This is a genomic window from Planctomycetaceae bacterium (genome assembly GCA_041398825.1).
In the GTDB taxonomy this organism is placed as follows: Bacteria; Planctomycetota; Planctomycetia; order Planctomycetales; family Planctomycetaceae; genus F1-80-MAGs062.
Genome location: JAWKTX010000005.1, coordinates 53,274 through 75,069, shown reverse-complemented (window position 1 = coordinate 75,069; position 21,796 = coordinate 53,274). Strand labels below are relative to the sequence as shown.

Below are 21,796 nucleotides of genomic sequence, written 5' to 3'. Positions count from 1 at the left end.
TGCAAGTCATCCCGGCGAGCCACGGACTTCCAGTGGTCTGCCCTCTGTGTCAGGAGCTTCGATGACCACGCAATTCCCCAAATCGAAGACGCAGGACGTCTACCATCCGTTCCTCTGGATTGTCGTAGCCGGCGTCACAGCTCTGGCGGATGTGCTTCTTTATCGCAGCCATGGATTTGCCGGGCCCGCGACCTTCTTTCCCATTGCCACGATCGCGCTTCTGCTGGCTCACAAGTCAAGCCGTGACAAACCTTTGCAGGTCTCAGCAGCCTTGTGTCTTATCCTGGTCATGTTATTGGCGCTTTGCCTGAGCATGCTGTGGAGTGGCGGCCCGGTGCAGTTGTTGATTGCCTTCTGGCTGATGAACGCCGCTTTGATGCTGGCACAGGGGTCTATTCCATTTCTGTTAGAGTCATTCGTTTTCATCGCAGGTGTGATTCCCGCTGGATACGACATGCTGAATGGCATTGAGCAGACCTGGCGAGAGAAAGTGCTGGCCCCGGTTGATCGCAGACAACCCGGCCAAAGTCTGACGGTCGCTCTGCCCGTAATCAGCGCGTTCATATTCGGGATCGTCTTCCTTCTTGCGAACCCTGATCTCATTGGTAACGTTTCCAGACACCTGGCCGATTTTCTTGAGGCCGCAGGTCGTTTCCTCTGGAAGTTTTCCTTCGCTGAGATTCTGTTTTGGGGGCTGGTGATCTGGCTGACCGCGGGTCTGCTGCGCCCGCTTGTCGGATCTGCAACGGAGGAACAACCTTCAACCGGGGATGACGTTGATCAGCCATCACCACATCCACTGTTCAGTGCCTTTCGGAATACCCTGATCACTCTGATTGTTATGTTTGCCGGTTACCTGAGCTTTGAATTTCGGACACTCTGGTTTCGAGTCTTCCCGGAAGGGTTTCATTATTCGGGCTACGCTCACGAGGGAGCCGCCTGGCTGACCGTAGCACTGGCTCTGGCAACAGTCATGCTTTCTTTGATTTTTCGGGGAGCCATGTTAAGCGATACTCGCATTGGTCAGCTTCGAAGGCTCGCCTGGATATGGTCGGCGCTGAATCTTCTTCTCGCCGCATCCGTCTACAATCGCCTGTGGATTTATGTGGGCTTCAATGGAATGACCCGCATGCGCGTCGTCGGCCTCCTGGGAATCAGCGCTGTCGTCGTCGGCTTTGTTCTGGTGCTGATCAAGATTCGCAGACAGAAGAACTTTGCCTGGTTGATTCGGCGGCAACTCTGGGTGCCCGGTTTTGCTGTCTATCTGATGGCTCTGATGCCGGTGGATCTGCTGGCCCACCGCTATAACGTCACACGTATAATGAACGGTTCCCTGGCGCCAAGTGTGCAGATCAGCGAACACCCCATGAGTGTCGACGCGCTGCCTCAGTTGCTGCCACTGCTGGAATGTGAGGATACGCTCATTCGTGAAGGCGTACAAAGTCTGCTTGCCGAACGGCTGAACCGTCTGATCGCTGAAGAGCCGAATGACCGGCACTGGACCTCAACGCAACTGGGGCGTGAAAGGGCCATTCAGGCACTGAAGTCCGCCGTACCGGACCTTCTTGAACTTGGAAATTCACCCTCAGAACTCGCATTAAAACGTCAACGCTTTCGCGAGTACGCAATGCAGTGGTGGTGAGGCCGTTAAAAATTCACGCTAAATCACGTCGACTGTCACTGGCTGGCTCCACAAGCCGTAATCGCCCGACAGGCTGATCGAACGCACCCAAACCCGATAACGTCCCGACCCAAGGACGGATGGAACACTGGTCGTGCTCGTGTAGACGCTCATCTTCGTCACCGTAAGCGTTTCCATGTGCTGGATGAAAACTTCATACCTGACCGCATTGATGATCGGCAGCCACGAGAGTTGAGGGACGCTGCCAACGGTGTTCGTCTGCTCCAGGACCGTATAGTCGTCTGCCGTAAATCGAAAAGGCTGCGACCACGCTCCGCGTCGGCCATCCGTCGACATCGCTCGAACCCAGAACGTCCATGTTCCCGTGTCAAGGGTTTCGTCCGGAGCGAAGCTCGATGAGGGCAGGGAGTTTCGGGTCATGACTCGAAAACCGTCTGTGAGGAAGACATCGAACAGCAACATGTTCGGGGCTTTTGTCCACGTTAGCAGAGGCTGGCCTGATTGTTGCAATGAAACCCGGATGTTGTTGACGGGAAGTTCAACGCTGGCGGCTGTGACAGAGAAATTGCCGGTCGGGCTCCACCAACCCCTGCGGCCATCAGCTGCGATTGCCTGCACCCAGAACTGATAGTCGCCGTCTTCAAAAATCATCGGTGGTGAATGGTTCGTCTGTGTGACATCGTCTGCAGTCCACACCGGCGTGTCCGTGCGAGCATTCCGGATCTGGATCGAATAACGAACGGCTCCCTCAACAGGATACCAGGAGAACTGAGGCGTCGAGGAACCGGTGATGCCCGCGGGGCTCTTCAGACGTGGTCTGCCATTGGTCGACACGATCAAAGGCTGACTCCAGGCGAACGACCGCCTGGCCAGCGCATCCACCGGTCGGACCCAGATAAAGTGCCGCCCTGGCGCCAGATCGTGTCCGGGAACCCATCGATGACTTTGCACGCGGTATATCTGAAACGGTTGGCCCTGTTCCTGAAAATACACTTCATATTCGTCAGCGGCGGTGTCAACCCACGTGATCTCCGGGCGATCGGCAAGCGTATCAATTTGCGGTGCGTAAAACGGAACTCGAATGGTGAACTGCTGCGGGGCTGACCACTGAGTCGCCTGGTTGCCCGCATCAATAGCACGTACCCAGTACCGATAGGTCCCTGCCGGCAGAGGTGCATCCGGGATAAACGAGATTGCTGACCCGGACACGCTGGTCGCATAGAGTTGACGGCGTCCCATCGTCAGGTTGTCGATCCAGATTTCATAGGTGACTGCGCCGGAAAGCGGCTGCCATTGAATTTGCGGCCGGAGCCCCACGACAGGGCCCGGCACTTTCACGATGGGAGCCGTGTCGATCCGAAAAACTTTCGGTTCGCTCCAGGGGGAACGATTTCCTTCGCTGCTGACTGATCGGACCCAGAGCGCGTAACGACCCACCGCCAGCGGGGTCGCGGGTTGAAAGGACGTTCCTTCAACAAACAGGTTCTGAAAAACCGGCGTGTTTGTGGAGAGCTTTGTCATCCACAGTTCGTAATGCGTTAATCCATTCGGCTGTGTCCAGCGCATCAACGGACGGTTGTCCGACTGATTCGAGCCTGGCTCAAGTACAACTGGCACGCCATCGACAATCGTGATGGGGTAATCTTCGACTTCCCCGTCATTCGCAGCGCCATCTACACCCAGTCCAGCGTCTGTTGAGATTCGAAACCTGGCAAAACCAGGGCCTGTTACCACATCTTCCGGAACGTCAATGAACAATGCGTGTTCGCCGGGTTCAATCAGCGAATCACCAAACGCGATCTGTTCGCCTTCGTCATCGAAATCACCATCCTGGTTGAAGTCGATCCATGCGTACAGCCGACCGGCCTGTCCGGATGTTGTGTAGGGAACAGCCATGCGCTGACCCCGGTGCACATATCTGATATTCACACCGTCTTCATCGTCGATCGCGCTGGAAGACAGCGAAACGGAGTCGTCTGAGGAACCATCCAGAACTTCAGCCGCGTCTGGTTCACCATCGCGAAGTCGTCCCAGCAATGGTCCGGTTGCGGTATGCCTGGCGCCGTTAGCTGCGGATCGTGTCCGATAGGAATCCGGGGCATCGCCAAAATCCATCTGGCGCACAAGGCCGGTGATCTGAGCGATTCCTGTGAGCGAGGCTTTCCCGGATTCGGCCGGATAAGAGATCAGCAGGGAATTGCCATCCGTATCAAGATTCCAGGCGGACGTTTCAAAGGGAGTTGCCAGTTGTTCGGCTTCATGGATTTCCCCGTCTGCTGAAACCAGACTGGTTTGAAAGAATGAAACCGTATGATCGTCGAATGACGTGATGAATACTTTGTCGTCGTTCATCGCGACAACCGGTCCGGCAATTCCAGTTCCTGAGGGTCTTGTCGCCAGCAGCATCCTGGCCGGTACCCCTGAGCCCGGCCATCCTGATGCGGGGCGTTCAAATAGCAGCCCGGCGACGTAGTCCGATGTTTGAGTCCCTGTCCGAATTGGCGAAGCGGGAACGCCCAGAACAATCTGACTGCCGCTGATTTGTACTCGCGATGTTGACCAGCCGTCGTATCCCGTTCGAAGTGTTTCGCGAAGGTTCTCCGGCGGGTCCAGTCGTGCTGATTCGAGAATGGTTCCTGTCCATCCATTGTTCGGGCGAACATAGACGAACACAGAATCATACGGTTCCTGGACGTTGTAACCCCACGAATCTCGCGTGTTTAAAATGGCAATCGTATTTCCCTCGATTGCAATGCTGTGTCCAAAACCGCTGTGGGACCGAGTTCCCGAACGCATCAGGACTGCAGAAGGAGCGGTTGTGGACAGCCAGCCTGTGGAAGGTCGTTCGAACACCAGCACAGGCGGCGTGGAATCTCCAGCGGGAAAACCAGCCACCACCACCGTGTTTCCATCCACAGCAACGTTCATCCCGGCTCGGCTGATCGCAGGACCCTCCGCGCTAAGGCGAGCTGTTGGAGCGATGGTGCCACTCCAGCCGGTGGCTGGTCTTTCGAACACGTAGACGGCACCAGGACGTTCGTCGGCCGGTTCACCGACGACAATGGTTGAGCCGCTGATGGCGACGGTTTGACCAAATCTGCCAAACGGCAAAGGATGTGAAGACCTCAATTCTGCAACGCGCGTCCAAACGTTCTCGATCTTTTGATAGACCCAGACGACGCCTTCCTTCTTAAATCTGCCTGAGGCCCAGTTGCCCGTTCCAGCAACAGCAATGTCACCTTCGATGGCGATGCTCTGGCCGAACCAAAGGCGTACATCTTCAATCATCCGTCCGTTTGAAGGTGGAGTTAACACCTGCGTCCACGGAATGGCGGATGGCTGTGTGACGTCATCGAGGCGATAAATGGACGCGGAACCACTCTCCGTGACGGACACGTCCGTCCCAGCGGTTCCAGCCAGAATGGTTCCGCTGTCGATACTCACGGCCACATGCCAAACGCCCGACGCAGAGGCCATTGGTGGTGCAAGCGTGGTGGATTCCGTTAATTCGCCAACCCATCCGCTCGCAGGCATTTTAAACACGCTTGTTCGTACCTGATCAACAATCGGGCGTTTCCACCAGTTCGTCGACGTGAGAAGGATGATGTTACCGTCAATTTGGACGTCGCCTGCCAGGAAACTGTCCTGTTGCGGTACCGAACTGAGCAACAGACTGTCATGGGTATTCGTCGATTGCCATTGGTCCCCGGACCTCACGAATACCAGAGCTGCTCCTTCGTTCTGATGAGATCCGGAGTAACCCGGAAGTCCCAGTACGATCGTCGATCCATCAATGGCAACCAGGTTCTTTTGCCAGCCATCGCTGCGAAATGGTGTGGCAGGATTTGCAATCGTGGAAGTGAGCAATGCGGATGGAGAGACTGTTCCTCCCCAGCCGCTTTCCGGCTTCCGAAAGACGTTGACACCGTAAGGTTGCGGCGATTGCTGAATATCGAAGCCACCAATAATGACGGTGTCGCCTTCAATATCCACAGAAGTCCAGTTCAGCACTTCTTCGGTCGGATCCTGCCGCAGTACCGCCGTTTCGTAAATCTGACCTTTCCAGCCATTCGGAGGCTTCTCGAAAATCACCCCGACGGATTCGATGGTTTGGAGTCCATCGGCAGCCTGCTCCCAAACTTCGACCGTCGAAACGACTGTGCTGCCCGAGATCGCCAGCGATGTGCCAAGAAAACGTGTATCTTCGATAGAACACTTCAGAACCGCGTTCTCATGGATGTCACCTGACCAGCCACCATCGGGCTTGTCGAACACAAAAATGGTTCCGGTCTGATCCTCCCACTTCAGATGTTGTGACGCCCCAACCACGATGGTGTCGCCACTGATTGCAACTTCACTCCCAAAAAAGCTGATGGAGTCAGGGTTCGAAGCGGAAAGCGTTGCCGCATAAAGCCATTCATCGTCCTGCGGATCCACAGTCCCAGCGTCGTCCCTGACGTAGACAAAGGCCGCTCCGCCGCGGACGTCGGTGTCCGTGCCTGACACGGCATACATGGCTCCAACGACAGCAACGTTTCCCTCGATGGCTGTCGCCATTCCAAAATCGCTGCCCTCCTGCTCCGGACTGAGTTCAGGAGACAACGTCGTTACCTGCGTCGGATCGAATGCCGTCAGCAAACAACGCACTTCCAGTTGTTCTACGGTGATCCTCTTGCGTCGACTGCGGCGCATTGCAAACTCTCCAGGCATTTGTGGCAGGCCCGCCAGGCGGCCATTGGAACAGCTTTCTCCTGCGAAAGCAACGTTTGCCCGGGTTACAAACGCCTCTGGGTCACAGAACGTGTCGCCCTGAAATGGATAGCTCCCCGCGTTAAGCTGGCAGACTTATTCAGCAACCCGGGAATTCGTCCCAGTACGTAGTCCTGCACAATCGCTGGTCGTTCAAGACGATCCGAAAGACCATTTGACGCGTGCACGCGAGAGACATCTTCCCAGGCCTTCAGGGGACAGCAATCCCTCGCTGAAGCGACGAATGCTTTTCTTAACGAGCTGCCAGTTGGACCGTCGCCCTCTGTTCGGGAGATTCGGCACGGCCTTCTGCGTGTCTCATGTTCTGCAGATTGATGGTGGCTTGAGGCCAGGGATCGACGGCACAGATCACAGATCGGCATCAATGATGCGACTGGGGTTGGTCTTTCAGGTTACGATTCACCGATCGATTTGTATCGTGCCACAGCCGGGCAATGGTATGAGACGCAGTTCGATAACGGTGCTCCTGCTGTAAGCCATGAAGAGATCAGCACCGAGGTTGTTGATGAGCTGATGTCCGATTCCGAGGCATCGCTGATGCTTCTCTCCTCTCTGCTCTGGATTCGCAGTCCGTTTGTCTGCAATCAGAATCCACAGGATCAGACTTTCCAGGATGCTCCTGTTGTGATCGTCGAAGTCATGTCGGGAAGCGATCAACAGCCGTATCGTGGCCAAGAATGTGACGCCTGTTTCACGATTCCGTCTCACACATACCAGTGCTGCCGAACCAGAATGCCGCTGCAGCACTATGAACGTCCGGGTGATGAATTCGTTCGCCGTCTTGAACAAATCCGTCTGGCGTCATCAGCATCGGCGGGGCATCAGCGATACGATTGTGCTGAAGCTGATAGAACAGCTGACCGCAATCGACGAACGCTGTGCTTAGTACGGCATTCCGAAGCCGGTGGCCTTTGCGTGGCCCGGAAATGCAACTTTGCTGCAGGCGTTTGCAATTCTTGAACAACATGGAATTGTGTTCGCCCGCCGCGGTGGTGCTCCCGGGTATCCCTGTGAAGACGGGAGTGGACAATGAGGCGGCTTCCCGCGAAGGAATATGGAACTATCGGTGACGACTATCGACAATGGCCAGAGGCAGTGCTGGCAGAGGCAACAGCAGCAGAGCGGCAATGGTCAGGTACAGTCCGGCGGCCGGATGCAGCCCCGGTCCCAGCAGCGACGCGACAGCGGTGAGAGCCAGAATTCCGATTGCTATTGGCAGAACAAGAGCGGGCAGCAAATTCTTCCGCACGGCGTTTCGAAACAGCAGAATCGTCGTTAACAGAATGCCGAGGACCATCAGAACTCCGCCGACTTCTGCGATTTGATGACCGATTGGTCCACAGAATTCGCTCAGCATCAGTGCCACAATCATGCCAACACTGGTGAGAATGGAACCAGCCACGAAATCGCACGATCGAAAACAACGGTTCATCAGAACGCGACACCGCCCAGTGACCGGATACGTCACTGCCAGAACTCCGGCCGCGACGATCAGCCTGTAGAGAGAAGCAGAAGCCCAGAGATTCGTCAGAGCGGGATGGGCCACCGCACCGTTCAAGAGAGCTTCAGGATGACTGTCAGCAGCAGCAATAGAACAGCCATGCTCAGAACAGCCGCCAGCCACAGCTGCAATGACAACCGCCAAAGCCTAATTTCAGGCGGTTCGCTCAGGCCGCGATCGCTGAATGGCAATGTTCCATAATAGTTCCGCACAGCTCCCTGTTTCCGAATCTCATTCCCCATGCCCAGCCCCAGCAAAGATCCGCCGACAAATCCGTATATCATGACCGTCACGACGACCACGATGGCAGATCCGTTATCGTGCCGGGAAGCGGTTGTCAGCACGACGATGCTCAGCATACATGCCGACAGAATGAACTCAGCGGCCATCAGCCCCCACAGGGCACCTCGGGCATTCTGTCGACTCATCAGGCCCAGCGACTCCTCCGCTTCGGGAGCAGAATCTGACTGAACTGCCGACGTCATCCGATCGAAGAATTCTCGCGGAGTTTTCTGCAGGGCCTGAATTACATCCTGAAGATTGCTCCGGCCGCAGCGATTCTGAGCAAAACTGCGGATCAGGACATGTCGGCAGGCAATACAGGTTGCAGTCAGGATCATCGCGTCGCTGACAGAAAGGTTTTGCCAGAGCTGGAAGGGCTGCTGCCAGCCGTTGGGAAAGAAATGCAGGGCGATCCAGCACGCCCAGAGGCCCATCACAACGGCTCCGGTCACAACGCGCCATGGCTTCAATATCTGCAGCCACGTGCCCAGCGTCGACAGCAACAGGCAGCTGATACTGGTCATGGCAACAGTCGTCACAACCGGCCAGGGGGCTTCGAAGATCATGATGTAACATGCCTGAACCAGCAGCATGAAGGCAATCACAATCAAAGTCGGGACCAGCCACAGAAATGTTCCGGCAAATCGATTGGAAACCGGCAGAACGTGCAGACGTGACTTAGCGAATAGTTCTCTGCCGGGCGTCGTGGCGCAAACCCATGCGAACAGCCCGCCGACACCGACAAACGTAAAATACAACCGGTCCGGTGACAGAGTGGCCACCGGCTCACCAGCCTTCAGCTGCATCAGACCGGAAATCGCCCACGGGCCGAGCACCATCATGGCGACCATTCCGGGGAACATCCACAATGCAAATTTCAGATAGTGATACGTGAGAACTCGAATCGTTGTCGTCATGCGTCCCCCGATCTGAGAACAAAAAATGATCTGAATGCCGCGACTTCAAATGTCTCTGGTGCTACCCGCATCGAGCCTGAGCAACTCGGGCGACGAAGATCTCTTCCAGAGTGGCTGATGTCTGTTCCAGAACCTCTGCGTTGGCCTGATGAATCCAGCGACGTGCATCCTCGGCCTGCCCGTTGCACAGCAGGCTCCATTCGTTCTGTTCTCCGGTGCATGTTAGTGCTCCGGGGATATCCGGTGGCTCAACTGAGGGGGTTGCCAGCCGAATGACGAACCGGACATGCTGCCGCTGAACATCGGCCATGTCGCCACACAGTAATACTTTTCCATGGTTCAGCATGGCCACAGAATCGCTGACTCGCTGCACTTCATCCAGCAGATGAGACGAAAACAGGACTGTGCGACCCTCGTCAGCCACGGTGCGAATGATGGCCGCCAGAATGTCGCGACGCACGACCGGATCCAGTCCCGACGACGGTTCGTCCAGAACGAGCATTTGCGGGCGGTGAGCAATCGCCAGCAGCAGGCCTACCCGAGCCAACTGACCCCGCGACAACGTACGAATTCGCTGGTTGGTCGGCAGTTCGAACATCTGCTGCAGCTCAGCGGCGTAGGCATGATCCCAGTCCGCAAAGAAGGCGGAGTGGTAGTGAATCAGATCGGTCACTTTCATCCACTCCGGGAGGTCTCGGTCTTCCGAAAGATAGCCGATGTTCTTCAGAACGTCTTCCGGTTGCTTCACCGGATCCAGGCCGAATACCTGCACGGTTCCCTGTTCGGCTTTCAGCAGCCCCAGAATGTGTTTCAGCAGAGTTGTCTTGCCGGCTCCGTTTTCGCCGACTAAACCAAACACACCACCAGTGGGAATGTCCATGGTGATGTTGTCCAGCGCCTGCTTCCTGCCGTAGCGGCGGCTGAGTTCTCTGATTTGAACGACATTATCACAGTGAGACGTCATGAATTCTGCTCCTGTCGAAAGGTCTGGCTGCGCTGGCGGACGAGTTCCGGCAGCGTTTCGAGATCGAAGTTCAGTTGCACCGCTTCGGCCAGCAAAGCATCGATGCGTTCATTCAGCAGGCGGTTCCGTTCTTTGCGCGACAACGGCGACGTGCCATCCGAAACAAACACCCCGGAACCTCGCCGAGTCACCACAACACCGGCTGTTTCCAGTTCGCGGTACGCTCGGGCCACCGTGTTGGGATTGATCGTCAACTGCTCCGCCAGCCTGCGCACGGGCGGCAGTTGCTGCCCTTCTTCCAGCCGTCCGGACGCCACCAGCATCCGGATCTGAGTCACCAGTTGCTGATAAACGGGCGTCCCGTCTTCCTGAGATATACGAATCTGCACAGCTCTGACTCCTGACTTGTGTATTAACACAATAGTACAATTTGGGTCATTGCTGTCAACGGGATTCTGAAGGATTTTTCGACTGCCCTGGGTCTGTCGAGGAGCAGGTCTTTCTGTCTGAAGGCAGGCAATTCGTGACGGGCCAGCCGCTCAATGCGTTTGCGGCGGGTGGATCGCTGGGAGTGATTCGTTGATTTCCCGGACCATTGACAGCAGAAACATTCGACAGACAGCCGGCGGAACAAAAACAGGAAGAAACAGCGCGGCGAGCGCCCATCCGCCAACGAATGCTGCCAGAAAGCCTCCGATCAGCAGCGTGGCCACTGCAACTGTCAGGGTTGCAATCGCAGGATTTCCCAAGTGGACAGGAACGGCTTCCCTGTTCACTGACCGAAACGCCGCTGACAACGCAGATCTCAGAATACCACAATAAATCAGTAGGCACTGAGTGATCGCGACGAAACTGGCGAGGGGCCTTCCGATGTGCGGATGCACAGAACGCAGCCAGCGTTCCAGGTACTCACCAGTGATTATCGTCGTGGGGAAGCTGACTACCAATGTTGTCACACAGCAAACCATGACGGCGAAATACGACGGAGTTCTGATCGGTCGGTTACCAATCAGGGTTGGGGCGTCGGGGGCCGGAGCCTGATATGGGTTGAAAGACGAGGGCATCGCCGGCCGTCACTTTGCTCGACGAATCACAACATCATCAAATTCGACACCCGGGCCGCTGACGGTGAAGTGCAGGCTGGTTTTTGTTGGGTGAGCAATCCCCGACGACTTCAGGTATCCGAGCGGCCGACCATCCATGCAGACTCGCATCTGATCGCCCACAACTTCGATGGTTGCCTGATACCACTGATTCTGTTGCAGCTGAACCTTTGCGGTTGAGCCTCTGCCGATCAGAAGTTTGTCGGCGTCTGCTCTTCGGTTCGCATCGCGCCGCATTTCAAAAATGTCGTTGCGCATCACGCCTTCTTTATCATCTCCCAGACGAATCGAATTGGCTGCAAAGGTCACTCGGCAGATGTGTCCCGCGTGTGACCCTTTGTGATTCTTATCATCAAAGACAACGTTGAATGTTCTGGAACCGGTCAGGCGAAACCGAAAATCCACGACGACATTACCCATGTCGCGATAAACGCGTCCGACGGCCCCGTGATCACTGCGTTGCTGTGTCGATGCCAGAACTCCGTCACGAACCGCGAATGCCGGAATGATGCTCTTCCACTCGCCCAGATCATTCCGTTCGAAATGATCTTCCAACAGAACCTCCCCTCCCCTGGCCAGCGGCTCCACAGGCACAGAGCCATCCGCAGACTTGTCATCAGCTCTTGTGGATGTTCCGGTGACGATGAACAGAAGTGCCAGACAGAATAATCGAAGGTTCATTGATGATTTCGTGGGAACAAAGGCTGATGTTTGACGTTGAGATCGCTTATTTCTGTCAGTGCTTACTGATCGATGAAACAACCGGATCTTACACTGACGTACCGACATTCAGCGAGCGACCACCCATGCTCGACTGGCTGCGGCTCGAATTCAACGGGGCTTCCTCAACGCTCCTTCGCGGCTCAGCAGGTCGCGGGCTTCGGTGCGGAGGTTGTGGTGGTCCGATTGAGCCCAGCGCTGGACGGTGGCAGCCAGTCCTTCCGGGAATATGTTGGAGGTGCGCAGGATACTCAGGATGGCTCGCTGCATGGCGGTGTTGCGGGTGTCGCCGTGACCCAGAGCGACGGCGGTGATCATTTCATCCGTCGCGTTTCGGAAGACGTATTGAGACTGTTGGCGTTTTCTGTCGGTGAGTTTATTTTGAGCTCTGGCTTCGCCGGCGTCCGTTGGTGGAACGGAGTCTTCGAAAGTTTCCGCCATCAGGCGCAACGCTTCCGGAAGACCGCGGTCGTCCTTAAATCCAATCAGTGCCTGGCAGAGCAGCATTCTGGCCTGGTCGTCATCGGGGCCTTTGTGATCATACCGTTGCTTCAGTAGTGCGACGGCTTCCGGAGTGCCGACGTTCCACAGATATTCGACTCCCTTTTGCCAGGTCCACATTTCCACGGCCGGGGTGAACAGCATCTGACGAACCGCCGGAGTGTACCGGGATTATGACTCTCTTTGATCGCATATCCCTTTTGCGGCAGGCTTAAGGCTCCAATGCTTTATGAATCATGTGACAAGTCAACTCTGCCAGCTGATCAAGACGGAGCGCGACGGCGACGTGAAGGACGACTTTGGCGAACAGTCTTCCAGTTTCCCCGCTCGGTCTTGACAAACGCTTTGTGTGCTGAAATATTAGCACGATGTGCTAAATAATTAGCAGCATGTGTCAGGTTTGTAACAGAGGAGTTCACGGCGAAATGGGTGGTTCAAAAAAGAAGACTCCTCTGGAACTGGGGAAGCGGGAGCGGCAGATTTATGAAACGGTGCTGGCGGCGGGGGAGGCCAGTGTGAGTGACGTGAAGGCGAAGCTTCAGGATCCGCCCAGTTATTCGGCCGTGCGAGCCACCATGAATCTGCTGGTGGAAAAAAACTGGCTGAAGTTTCGGCAGGTCGGTCAGAAGTATCTGTACCGTCCGGCCGCCGGTCAGGAGAAAGCTCGACTGGCAGCCGTCCGGCGACTGCTGAGCAGCGTGTTTGGAGATTCGCCGACCGACGCTGTCGCAGCTTTGCTGGATGCAACGGCCGGGCGACTCACCGACGAGCAACTGCAGGAAATGTCGGACATGATTCAGAAGGCTCGCAAGGAGAACCAGTCATGAATGAACATTCGTGGATCACCGTCCTCAATCAGATCGGCGTCGAACAACTTTCCGGAATCGCCATCAGCAGCACACTGCTGTGCGTCTGCGGGCGGCTTCTGCTGTGGATGGCTCGGCGACAAAGCGCTGCCGTGCGGTTCAGCCTGTGGCAGGCCACTGGAAGTGCCATCATGCTGACGGCCGTTGTGCTGTTTGCCGCTCCAGGAATTCCGCTGCAGACACCGCCGGAACCTCAGTCGACGGAATTGGGAACCGCGTCACTTGAACCAAATAATTCTTCTGCGACATCGTGGGGGCCTCAGCACGAATTGCTAACGGACCGAATGTCGGATGGTTTGGTCGATGCATCTGACGGTGGGTTGGCCGACTTCACTCCGACAGACAGGCCTGAGTTCGATCCGGTTTTTTCCGAGCTACCCGTTACAAATAAAGACGTTGTCGAAGTAGCGGCTGCGAGCATTGAAACGGTCTCGAATGCATCTTCGACCGTGCCCATGATCGCAGTTCTGGCGGTGATCTGGTTCGCGGTACTGCTCTGTTTTCTGCTCTCGTTTATCCTGAGTGCTATTCGCTGCCGATCAATCGCGGCCAACGCGGACCGGGATATTCCTGATCACGTTTCGCAAGCGGCTCTTGCGGCCTGCGAACGGCTGGGCCGGAACGCTTGCCCGGAACTTCGACTCACCGACCAATCGCCGGTGCCGTTCACAACCGGTCTGTTTCGTCCGGTCGTTGTGTTACCGACGGCGGCTGTCGGCTGGACGACTGACAAGCTGTGCATGGTGATGGCTCATGAAATCGCTCATGTGGAACGCCGCGACATTCTGTGGCACTGGATCGGGCGAATGGCGGTCTGCGTGGCGTGGTTCAATCCGCTGGTGTGGCTGGCCGCGAAGCGAGGTTTTCTGGATCGCGAACGAGCGTGCGATGATCGAGTCCTGTGCGCGGGCTTTGCGGAAACAGAATACGGCCAGTGTCTGTTGGAAGTCGCCGCGTCGCTCAGCGGTCGCCGCCTTCCCGGAACCGCCGCCGTATCGATGGCCGAACCTCCGCTGAAGCAGCGTCTGCAGTGGATTCTGTCGTCCACAGCCGATCGCCGATCCGGTTCCGCCGGAGCTCGCAACCTTCTTCTGGCCGTCTTCGGTAGCGTGGCCGTCGTTATGGGAATCATTCGCCCTCTGGCCACCGCGCCCGCAGTCGAAGCGGACATTCCAGCTCAGGCGGCATCTTCAACTTCTGCCTCAGGAGTTCAGAACGAACCCCAACGTCCATCGGAAGCAGGTGATCCGGCGAAGCCAGCAGAGGATGCCGCCCGCAATTCAACTCAAGCGTCGAACACGGTCAATGCAGTCATTTCAAACGAGAACGGTGTGAAGGTGGCTGACGTCACTCTGGTGGGAACGACTCCCGCACAGGATACACCGCAGCCTGAATTGATCACCATCACCAAACCTGTGACGGGACTCATCACCGACGAGAACGGGGTTCCGCTCGAAGGAGTTGAAGTGACCGTTACGTTGAGATCGGCCGTCAAACAACAGATCGGGGGATCACACGATTCGACTCTACGAACCTGGTGGGCCACAACCGACAGTTCGGGGCAATTCATGATCGATATCAGCGACGCCGGCCATCAACCGCCGACAAATTCCGTTGCCGTCAGAACGGCAAAATCGGGATACGCCGCGGGCATGTCATGGGGCGGCCTTTCACTCAAGGAGATTCAGGACGGTAAAGAGTTTCCGCCATTGAAGTTGCTTCCGGGGCGAAGAGTCACCGGGAACGTGCTTTCGTCGAGCGGCCAGCCGGTGGCAGCCGTTATGCACGGCGGAGGCCATGCTCTTCATTGGATGGAAAGTCTGCACGTTGACGAAGACGGTCGACTGGAGGTCACTGTTCCCGCCAGCGAAGAAGTGGCATTCTGCCTTTACGCAGACGACCATTCGCCAGCGATGATTTCCGTGTCGCCGAATCAGACCGATCTGGGCGATATCCGGCTTGAACCGGGTTCCGTGGTCTCAGGGAAGGTTCTGAATAAAGCGGGCGATCCCATCGAAGGTGTGGTTGTTGAGCTCATCTGTCGCGAAACGCCGCCGACCCTGCGCCCCCACGTCCGGAATCCGACGCGAGTGGCTGTTTCGGATGGCGACGGACGCTTCTCTCTTGGGGCGGCAGCTGGGGAATGTGTGCTGCACGTCACGTCGCACGCCCCCATTCCCGATCGCCTGCCCGAAGTTTCCGTCACGGGAAAATCCACTCCTTTGATTGCACCTGTGGAGCTGACGCTCGCGGCCAGGAGGGAAAACCGCAGTGTCGATCTGAGAGAAGCCGACACTCGGCGAATCCGCGGGACTGCTCGCTGGGACGACGGAACTCCTGTTGAAGACTTCGAAGTCACGGGAGGCGTGTCTTTTAGTCGCGGCGGAATTGGTACGTCCGCCACAAGAACGGACGCTGAGGGCAGATATGAAATGATTCTGCCGAGAGCGGAGAATGTCTACCTGATGGGCATTGGAGCGTTTCGGGATCGTGACCGCGGCGAGTGGTATATGGCCGGTGGTTCTGCACCGCATGTTTCAACGGACTCGGGGCAGGTAATCACATTGAAAGGACTGGCTGCTGATTTGGACAATGTCGACAATGTCGACTGGGAACTTCGAGTCCATCGCGCCACTTCGATTCAATCTGTAGGTGACAGGAAAGCGGCAGAAGCGTGGCGGAAGCTGAGGGAAGCACTTCGGGGTGAACGGGAGTTCGGACGGCACTCCGATTCGGAGGATTTGATCGGTCCCTATTTACCGGAGAAATCTGTCCCGCAGGAAACACCGGCAACAAGTTTCCTGAAATTCGAAGAGGAATATCGCGGCCATCGGGAAGCAGTTCTGTCGCTTGTGGAAGTCATTAGAATTGGTGCACCCGGGATTCAACGTGAAGCCATCGATCGGCTCAGCGATCAATATTTGGGGCACGAAGATCTTGCTCGGGCGTTCATCTATCTCCGCGACTATACGTTTGGTCTGGAACTACTGGGGGCAGATGATCTGCTGCGACGAGCAGCCGGTCGTAGTCCTCATCCAGCTGTGCGTGCCGCCGCACTTTTCACCCGAGCGGAGTTTGCTCACCGGAAACTGCGAAACCTGCATCGGCTTAACGAAATCGAATCGCACCTGGCGGATCTGAAGAGAACGTCGACAGATGAGGTGATCAGTGGGCCAAAGGATTTCGCGGAGCGGGCTGCCACCGTGCTGGAACAGCAGGTGAAGATCCTGAAGGCGATCGATCCTCAGGAACTGCGATCGAATGCCATCGGCTGGTTAAAGATCGTCGAAAAGGAATACGGCGATATTCCTCGCACTGATACTTCCGGACACACATTCGGCCAGGACGCAAAGACTCTCCGCTTTGCTCTGGAACACGTCATCGTCGGACAACAAGCACCACCGTTTGAAGCGGTGGACGTGCGGGGTGGTGTCTTCAGCCTCTTCGAGCATCTCGGAAACGTCGTGGTGATCAGTTTTGATACTTACAGCGGACGTGCATTCGGGAACTCGGAATGGAGTACCCCTGATGAAGTTTTAGTGAAAGCGCACAAAGACCAGCCATTCCGGTTTGTGAACATCGCGGTGTCAAATTCAGAAGGCGCACCGGACGTGCTGCGTCAAAACGCAAAGTTGGCGCCCGATTCCGTCCGTCTGATTCATGACCCGTATCGTGGACCAATTCAGTCGCAGTGGGGAGTGACCTCAATTCCAACCCAGTTCGTCGTCGATCGTTCAGGCAGGCTGCGCGGAATCTTTTCGCGGACGGAACAGACATCTGAGCTTGTCGAAGAGCTTCTCAAAAGTGATCGTGCCAACAACGGCTCACCCGAATAAGTACCTTAGGGTGAGACAATCTCCGCACCGGCCACCGTGAATTGGATGACGGCTGCGGATCGATGGTCGATGTCAATGGTGGGCAGTCGTTCGCTGCGAGCTCTTGTCCCAATCTACGGTTGCCCCAACCTGCCTGCTTGTGCTCCCGACCACCCTTGACTCAGGGACAAATGTCCTTACACTTCGAATCTGTCAAGGACATTTGTCGCTGATTGGTAGAGTGTCGAAAGAAGGAGTTTCGTATGCCGCCGAGACCGGGGTTGTCGAAGGCTGAGCTGGAGATTGCTCGGCTGGTGTGGGAGCTGAAATCAGCCAGCGTGCGGCAGGTGTTTGAGGCTCTGCCGGTCGGGCGCGAGGTGGACTTCACCACGGTGCAGACCTATCTGAAGCGGCTGCAGGAAAAAGGTTATCTGAATGTTCGGCTGGAAAACCGAGCGAAGATTTATTCGCCTCGCGTGAAGCCTCGAACTGTGATTCGAGAAACCGTGGACGATCTCGTGGATCGGCTGTTTGGTGGTGATGCTATGCCTCTGGTACAGCATCTGGTTGAAGAAAAAGAGTTCTCCACGGCAGATATTGAACAACTGCGATCGCTGTTGAACCGGTTGGAAGGAGACCGTCATGAATGAAGACTTCTTCATGTCGGTCGTGATCATCCATGCGGCTCAGATTGTTGCTGTCGTGGCTGCGGTCATGATGACCGGGCGTTTTTTGCGTCATCGACCGTTCGTCGTGCGATGCCTGTGGCTGGTTGTGCTGCTGAAATGCCTCACGCCGCCTCTGGTAAGTTCTCAACTGTCCGTGTTTTCATGGATCAGCGGGCCGTGGATGTCTCGTTCACTGGATGAACGGCAGGATTTGCATTCGGTGTCGGCGATTTCTGATGAGACGATGGCCGGATTTTCGAATCGTTCAGGTGCGCTTCGTGGCGGTTACGAAGCTGAAGTTTCAGCAACCAACAGTCTTATGAATGATGCAGGTTTCGTGGCTGCAGATTCTGCGTGGCTGGCGATTGAGAATCATTCGGAAGACCCGGACGCCGAAGCGTTTTCGCGATCCGCTGGAGAATTTCAGGCGGGCCCGGTTCTGAAGCCAGTGCGGCGGTTTCCGTGGTTCGCGGCGGGTTTGCTGGCGTCAATGCTGACTGGGTTTCTGGTGATTGCACTTCGGTATGCTTCCTGCGTGAAGGCGATTCGCGGCAAGCGAGTCGTCTCTCTGGAAGATCGCCCTCAGGCAATCGCGAATTCGGTGGCGGAGAAAATGAAACTGAAACGCCGACCATGTGTGTGGGTGACCGACCTGCTGTTCGGACCCGCCGTGCTGGGTGTCCTGCGGCCGGTGATTGTGCTGCCTCGAATTCTGCTGGACAGCATGACAGACGATCAACTGCGACCGATCGTGACACACGAACTGGTGCATATTCGGCGAGGCGATCTGTGGGTGGGACTGTGTCAGGCGACTGCCCAGTGTCTCTGGTGGTTCTGGCCGCCGGTGTGGATGGCGAATCGTCGTCTGACGCGAGCCACCGAACAGTGCTGCGACGAAGAAACCATCCGCATCAGCAGCTGTTCGCCATCGGAGTATGCTCGCATTTTACTGGCCGTCATCGAAAGTAAGCATTGTTTGAAACCCGTCCCCGTCTTTCCCGGCATGAAGCCCGTGGAAATCACATCTCAACGAATGGAGAGAATCATGTCGCTGACACAGGGAAGTCAAAAGCGAATGTCATGGAAGAGTATTTCCGGCGCGATGCTGCTGGCCATCGCTGTTCTGCCGGGTGCGGTGCCCGGGCAGACGTCCGATCAGAATGCTGAGCGTGTTGCGGAAGGAGAAGTTCTTTATCAGGTGCTCGAGCAGCCGGGGCTGGTGGATAAGGACGACGAAGTCGCCGCGGTGAAGGTTGAAACCATCGAATACGCCGTGGGGGATTTGCTCGAGAGGCTATGCAAACAACGTGGGTTTTCCGAACTCGATGCGAAGGATGCTTTAGTGGCCGAGATCTGGCCCTTCGCTGGAATGCCTCGAGCTGAAAGCGGCGTGGCGATCTGGAAAAACGATGTGTTGCTGTTGACTCACAACGCGACGGGGCATGAACGAATTCGGCAACGTGTGGCTCAACTCCGCAAGCATGGATTTCGTCAGGTTCGAGTTCAGGCGACTCTGATTTCCGGGCCGATTGAGTCAATAGATCGCCTGCTCGCCGATCTGCCGGGCTTCGGTCCGGATCGTCAATCATTGCCGCTACAGGTTATTGATGAAGCTGCGTTTTCAGTCCTGCGGCACACGGCACAAAACAATGTGAAAATGAACATCAAACAGCTTCCGGACACACTCGTGACGAATCACACGGAATGTCAGTTCCGAGATGGTGTGGACCGGTCGATATTGGTCGACGTCAAGGATGACCAGCCTCAGACGCACAAAGCTGCAGAAGGGGTCACGCTGCGCGTCACGCCGGAGATTCAGGAGAACGCAGTGTCTGTCGTTGGTGACATCGAAGTTTGCGATCTTGACGACGAGAACGGTGTGCAGGTTTCACAGACAGTGAACGGCCGTCAGGAAGTCCTGACTGCTCCAGGTCTCAGGACGCAGCATTTGGCATTGAGATTGCCTGCTCGCATTGACGAAAATCAGGCGTTGCTGATCGGCGGAATCAATTGGAAGCAGAATGAGTCGCTGTTGGTCCTGGTTCAGGCAAATCCCGTGAGCGACGATGCAAGGCCGAAAGACAGGTTGGTTACAGTGACCGGTGCCGTGAAGAATCCGGGCCGTATTGAGCTGCTGAACGGACGCGAAACGCGACTTCTGGATGCGTTTAATTCTGCTGTTGGACTTGCTTCAGCCGCTGATTCACGGGTTGTTCTGGGGCGTCAGGTCCCGGCAAAGACGGGCCAGATTGTGACGACTTATCGATTGATCAGCCTGGCAGATGTTCGTCTGAACGGAAAATGGAACGACGTTCTAAAGGCCTGCGATTCCATCACGGTGTCGCCGAAAGACGAGTCTCTTGTGAGTGGACGATCGCAGGCTTTGCTTAAAAAACTGTCGCAGAAAGTCACTCTGAAGTTCGACGATACGTCCTTCATGGAAGCCGTTCGTACGATCGCGATGGATCATCAAGTGAGCATTGCCGTTGACACAGGCTCGTTGAAATCAGCCAATGTTCCTTTGGCAGATAAGAGGGTGTCGTTGGCTGTCACTGATGATACGCTGGAGAATGCTCTGACTCTGTTGTGTGATGAATGCGGAATGTCGTACCAGGTCGCACATGAAGTGATCCGGTTTCACGCCCCCGTCGCGGATAAGGCTGTCCTCCCGGACGTGTCAGGGCAAATGACTGTCCGATGTTACCAGGTCGCAGATTTGGTAGTACCGATGTCGGACGCGAATTCTCCGGAACCGGATGAGCAGCAAATGAAGCCCGACTATTCCAGTCTCGTGGAACTGATCAAGACAACGATTGCACCGGATTCCTGGAAGTTTGATGCAATGGTCGTGCCTGAGCTCAACACACTTACCCTTGTCATTCGTCAGACGGACGATATTCACAATCAGATTGCGGAGCTGCTGTGCGAGCTGCGGAGAATTGCGGAAATCCAGACGACGACAGAAATCCGTGTGCTGCGGTTTAGCTCAAGAGAACAGATCGAGTGGCTCGAGAAGAATATCACGTTTCATAAAGAACGCAGTCAACACCCCTGGGCTCTGTTGCCGTTGAAGGAAATCGCTGAAGCGCAGGATCCGTTCACGATTGGCAGGAGTCTGGCGGCTCCGAAAAGCACCACCTTTGACGGCATTGAAGGGAAAGTGAATCTGGAGAATCTCGCCGATGGCTTTTCCCTGCAAACAGCGTTCAGTGTGAATTCGCTGGGAGGGGATCGTTTGGTGAAACTCATGTGTTCGGTTGGGGATTTAGACAACCCGATTGGCGATCGGATGTGTCTGATAATTGCTGACGGTCAGACATTGCTGCTGGATGTGACAGAGATGGTGAAAACATCATCGCTCGCCGCCGCAGGCGGCGGACTGTCAGGCGCTGCGACACTGGCTGCGGAGAAAGTCGACGAGCATCGAAAGAAGCAGGTGGAACAGCTGCGAGGACGCATCATCGTCGCGATCACTCCGATAGTGACTCGCTGACCAAAGCGGATGGCAGAGCCACTGTTTCGGATTGTCCACAGCGGTCCCCTGGAAGCCGGCTTGGTGAGTCCGATATTCAAAAGAGGCGGCTTTCATGTGCAGCCATCTTGCAGTCACCGCTTTCGGATAAGCGGATTGGCGTTCTAGAGTTTCCATCCTCGCTCGAGTCCATGGCCAATCTGCTTCATCCGCTTGTTAGTCGCAAGTCCCGAGAGACTTACAACTACGATAAGGTAACAGAATTCTGTGGTGCTTCGGGTTTACCGAAGCATTGCGCGTGGAGGAACTCCACGCTCTATCGCGCCCGAACAAGCTTCCGGTAGCTTATCCGGACGCGTTAAACGCGGCACGGACGCCGCGATTAACGCAGATTGGCAGCGACGGACTATCGTTTGCAATTTGACTGTCCGTGTCCACCTCGGATAGGGAATCTTCCGGATCGGATGGCCGTTTCTGTCTGCTGCTCAGGAAATGATTCCTCGGCGGATTCTCGAGGGCGAGTGTTCTCGGCCCGAAGGCTTTGGCAATCGCGAACACAACGCGAGTAACTTTCC

At 56.0% G+C, this 21,796-nt stretch carries 14 protein-coding genes; 5 read left to right on the top strand and 9 right to left on the bottom strand.

What is annotated here, in order from left to right:
• Positions 1–61 precede the first annotated feature (61 nt).
• A complete protein-coding gene (locus R3C20_10695) occupies positions 62–1,642 on the top strand; it encodes a DUF4153 domain-containing protein (protein MEZ6040966.1) in 1,581 nt (526 codons plus the stop codon).
• Between the two features lie 18 nt (positions 1,643–1,660).
• Here the strand turns inward: R3C20_10695 and R3C20_10690 are convergent, their stop codons facing one another.
• The 9 genes from R3C20_10690 to R3C20_10650 form a co-directional block, all read right to left on the bottom strand.
• The gene (locus tag R3C20_10690; protein ID MEZ6040965.1) at positions 1,661–6,334 is read right to left on the bottom strand and encodes a GEVED domain-containing protein; all 4,674 of its coding nucleotides are present in this window, start codon (positions 6,332–6,334) and stop codon (positions 1,661–1,663) included.
• A 769-nt stretch (positions 6,335–7,103) separates the two neighbouring features.
• Positions 7,104–7,379: a hypothetical protein gene (locus tag R3C20_10685; GenBank protein MEZ6040964.1), complete on the bottom strand. Its 276-nt coding sequence runs from the start codon at positions 7,377–7,379 to the stop codon at positions 7,104–7,106.
• Positions 7,380–7,472: 93 nt separating this feature from the next.
• Positions 7,473–7,958 (bottom strand): hypothetical protein, encoded by a 486-nt coding sequence (locus tag R3C20_10680; protein ID MEZ6040963.1) that lies wholly within the window; start codon positions 7,956–7,958, stop codon positions 7,473–7,475.
• A gap of 8 nt (positions 7,959–7,966) precedes the next feature.
• Entirely contained in the window at positions 7,967–9,112 is a 1,146-nt protein-coding gene (locus R3C20_10675; protein MEZ6040962.1) for a hypothetical protein, read from the bottom strand.
• Between the two features lie 61 nt (positions 9,113–9,173).
• Complete coding sequence (locus tag R3C20_10670) at positions 9,174–10,076, bottom strand: ABC transporter ATP-binding protein (protein MEZ6040961.1); 903 nt, start codon at positions 10,074–10,076, stop codon at positions 9,174–9,176.
• Positions 10,073–10,465 carry a GntR family transcriptional regulator gene (locus R3C20_10665; protein MEZ6040960.1) on the bottom strand — a complete coding sequence of 131 codons (393 nt, stop codon included), beginning with the start codon at positions 10,463–10,465 and terminating at the stop codon, positions 10,073–10,075. The genes R3C20_10670 and R3C20_10665 overlap by 4 nt, the downstream gene beginning before the upstream one ends.
• Positions 10,466–10,615: 150 nt before the next feature.
• Positions 10,616–11,140, bottom strand: a complete 525-nt coding sequence (locus R3C20_10660; GenBank protein ID MEZ6040959.1) for a hypothetical protein — start codon at positions 11,138–11,140, stop codon at positions 10,616–10,618.
• A 9-nt stretch (positions 11,141–11,149) separates the two neighbouring features.
• Positions 11,150–11,860 (bottom strand): hypothetical protein, encoded by a 711-nt coding sequence (locus R3C20_10655; GenBank protein ID MEZ6040958.1) that lies wholly within the window; start codon positions 11,858–11,860, stop codon positions 11,150–11,152.
• A gap of 150 nt (positions 11,861–12,010) precedes the next feature.
• Complete coding sequence (locus R3C20_10650) at positions 12,011–12,544, bottom strand: hypothetical protein (protein ID MEZ6040957.1); 534 nt, start codon at positions 12,542–12,544, stop codon at positions 12,011–12,013.
• A gap of 281 nt (positions 12,545–12,825) precedes the next feature.
• Between R3C20_10650 and R3C20_10645 the strand changes: the two genes are divergently transcribed.
• The 4 genes from R3C20_10645 to R3C20_10630 all read left to right on the top strand — a co-directional run bounded on the left by R3C20_10645 (position 12,826) and on the right by R3C20_10630 (position 21,242).
• A complete protein-coding gene (locus R3C20_10645; protein MEZ6040956.1) occupies positions 12,826–13,227 on the top strand; it encodes a BlaI/MecI/CopY family transcriptional regulator in 402 nt (133 codons plus the stop codon).
• Entirely contained in the window at positions 13,224–17,102 is a 3,879-nt protein-coding gene (locus tag R3C20_10640) for a M56 family metallopeptidase (protein MEZ6040955.1), read from the top strand. Before R3C20_10645 ends, R3C20_10640 begins: the two co-directional genes overlap by 4 nt.
• Before the next feature lie 242 nt (positions 17,103–17,344).
• Positions 17,345–17,731: a BlaI/MecI/CopY family transcriptional regulator gene (locus tag R3C20_10635; protein ID MEZ6040954.1), complete on the top strand. Its 387-nt coding sequence runs from the start codon at positions 17,345–17,347 to the stop codon at positions 17,729–17,731.
• Complete coding sequence (locus tag R3C20_10630) at positions 17,724–21,242, top strand: M56 family metallopeptidase (GenBank protein MEZ6040953.1); 3,519 nt, start codon at positions 17,724–17,726, stop codon at positions 21,240–21,242. Before R3C20_10635 ends, R3C20_10630 begins: the two co-directional genes overlap by 8 nt.
• Positions 21,243–21,796 lie beyond the last annotated feature (554 nt).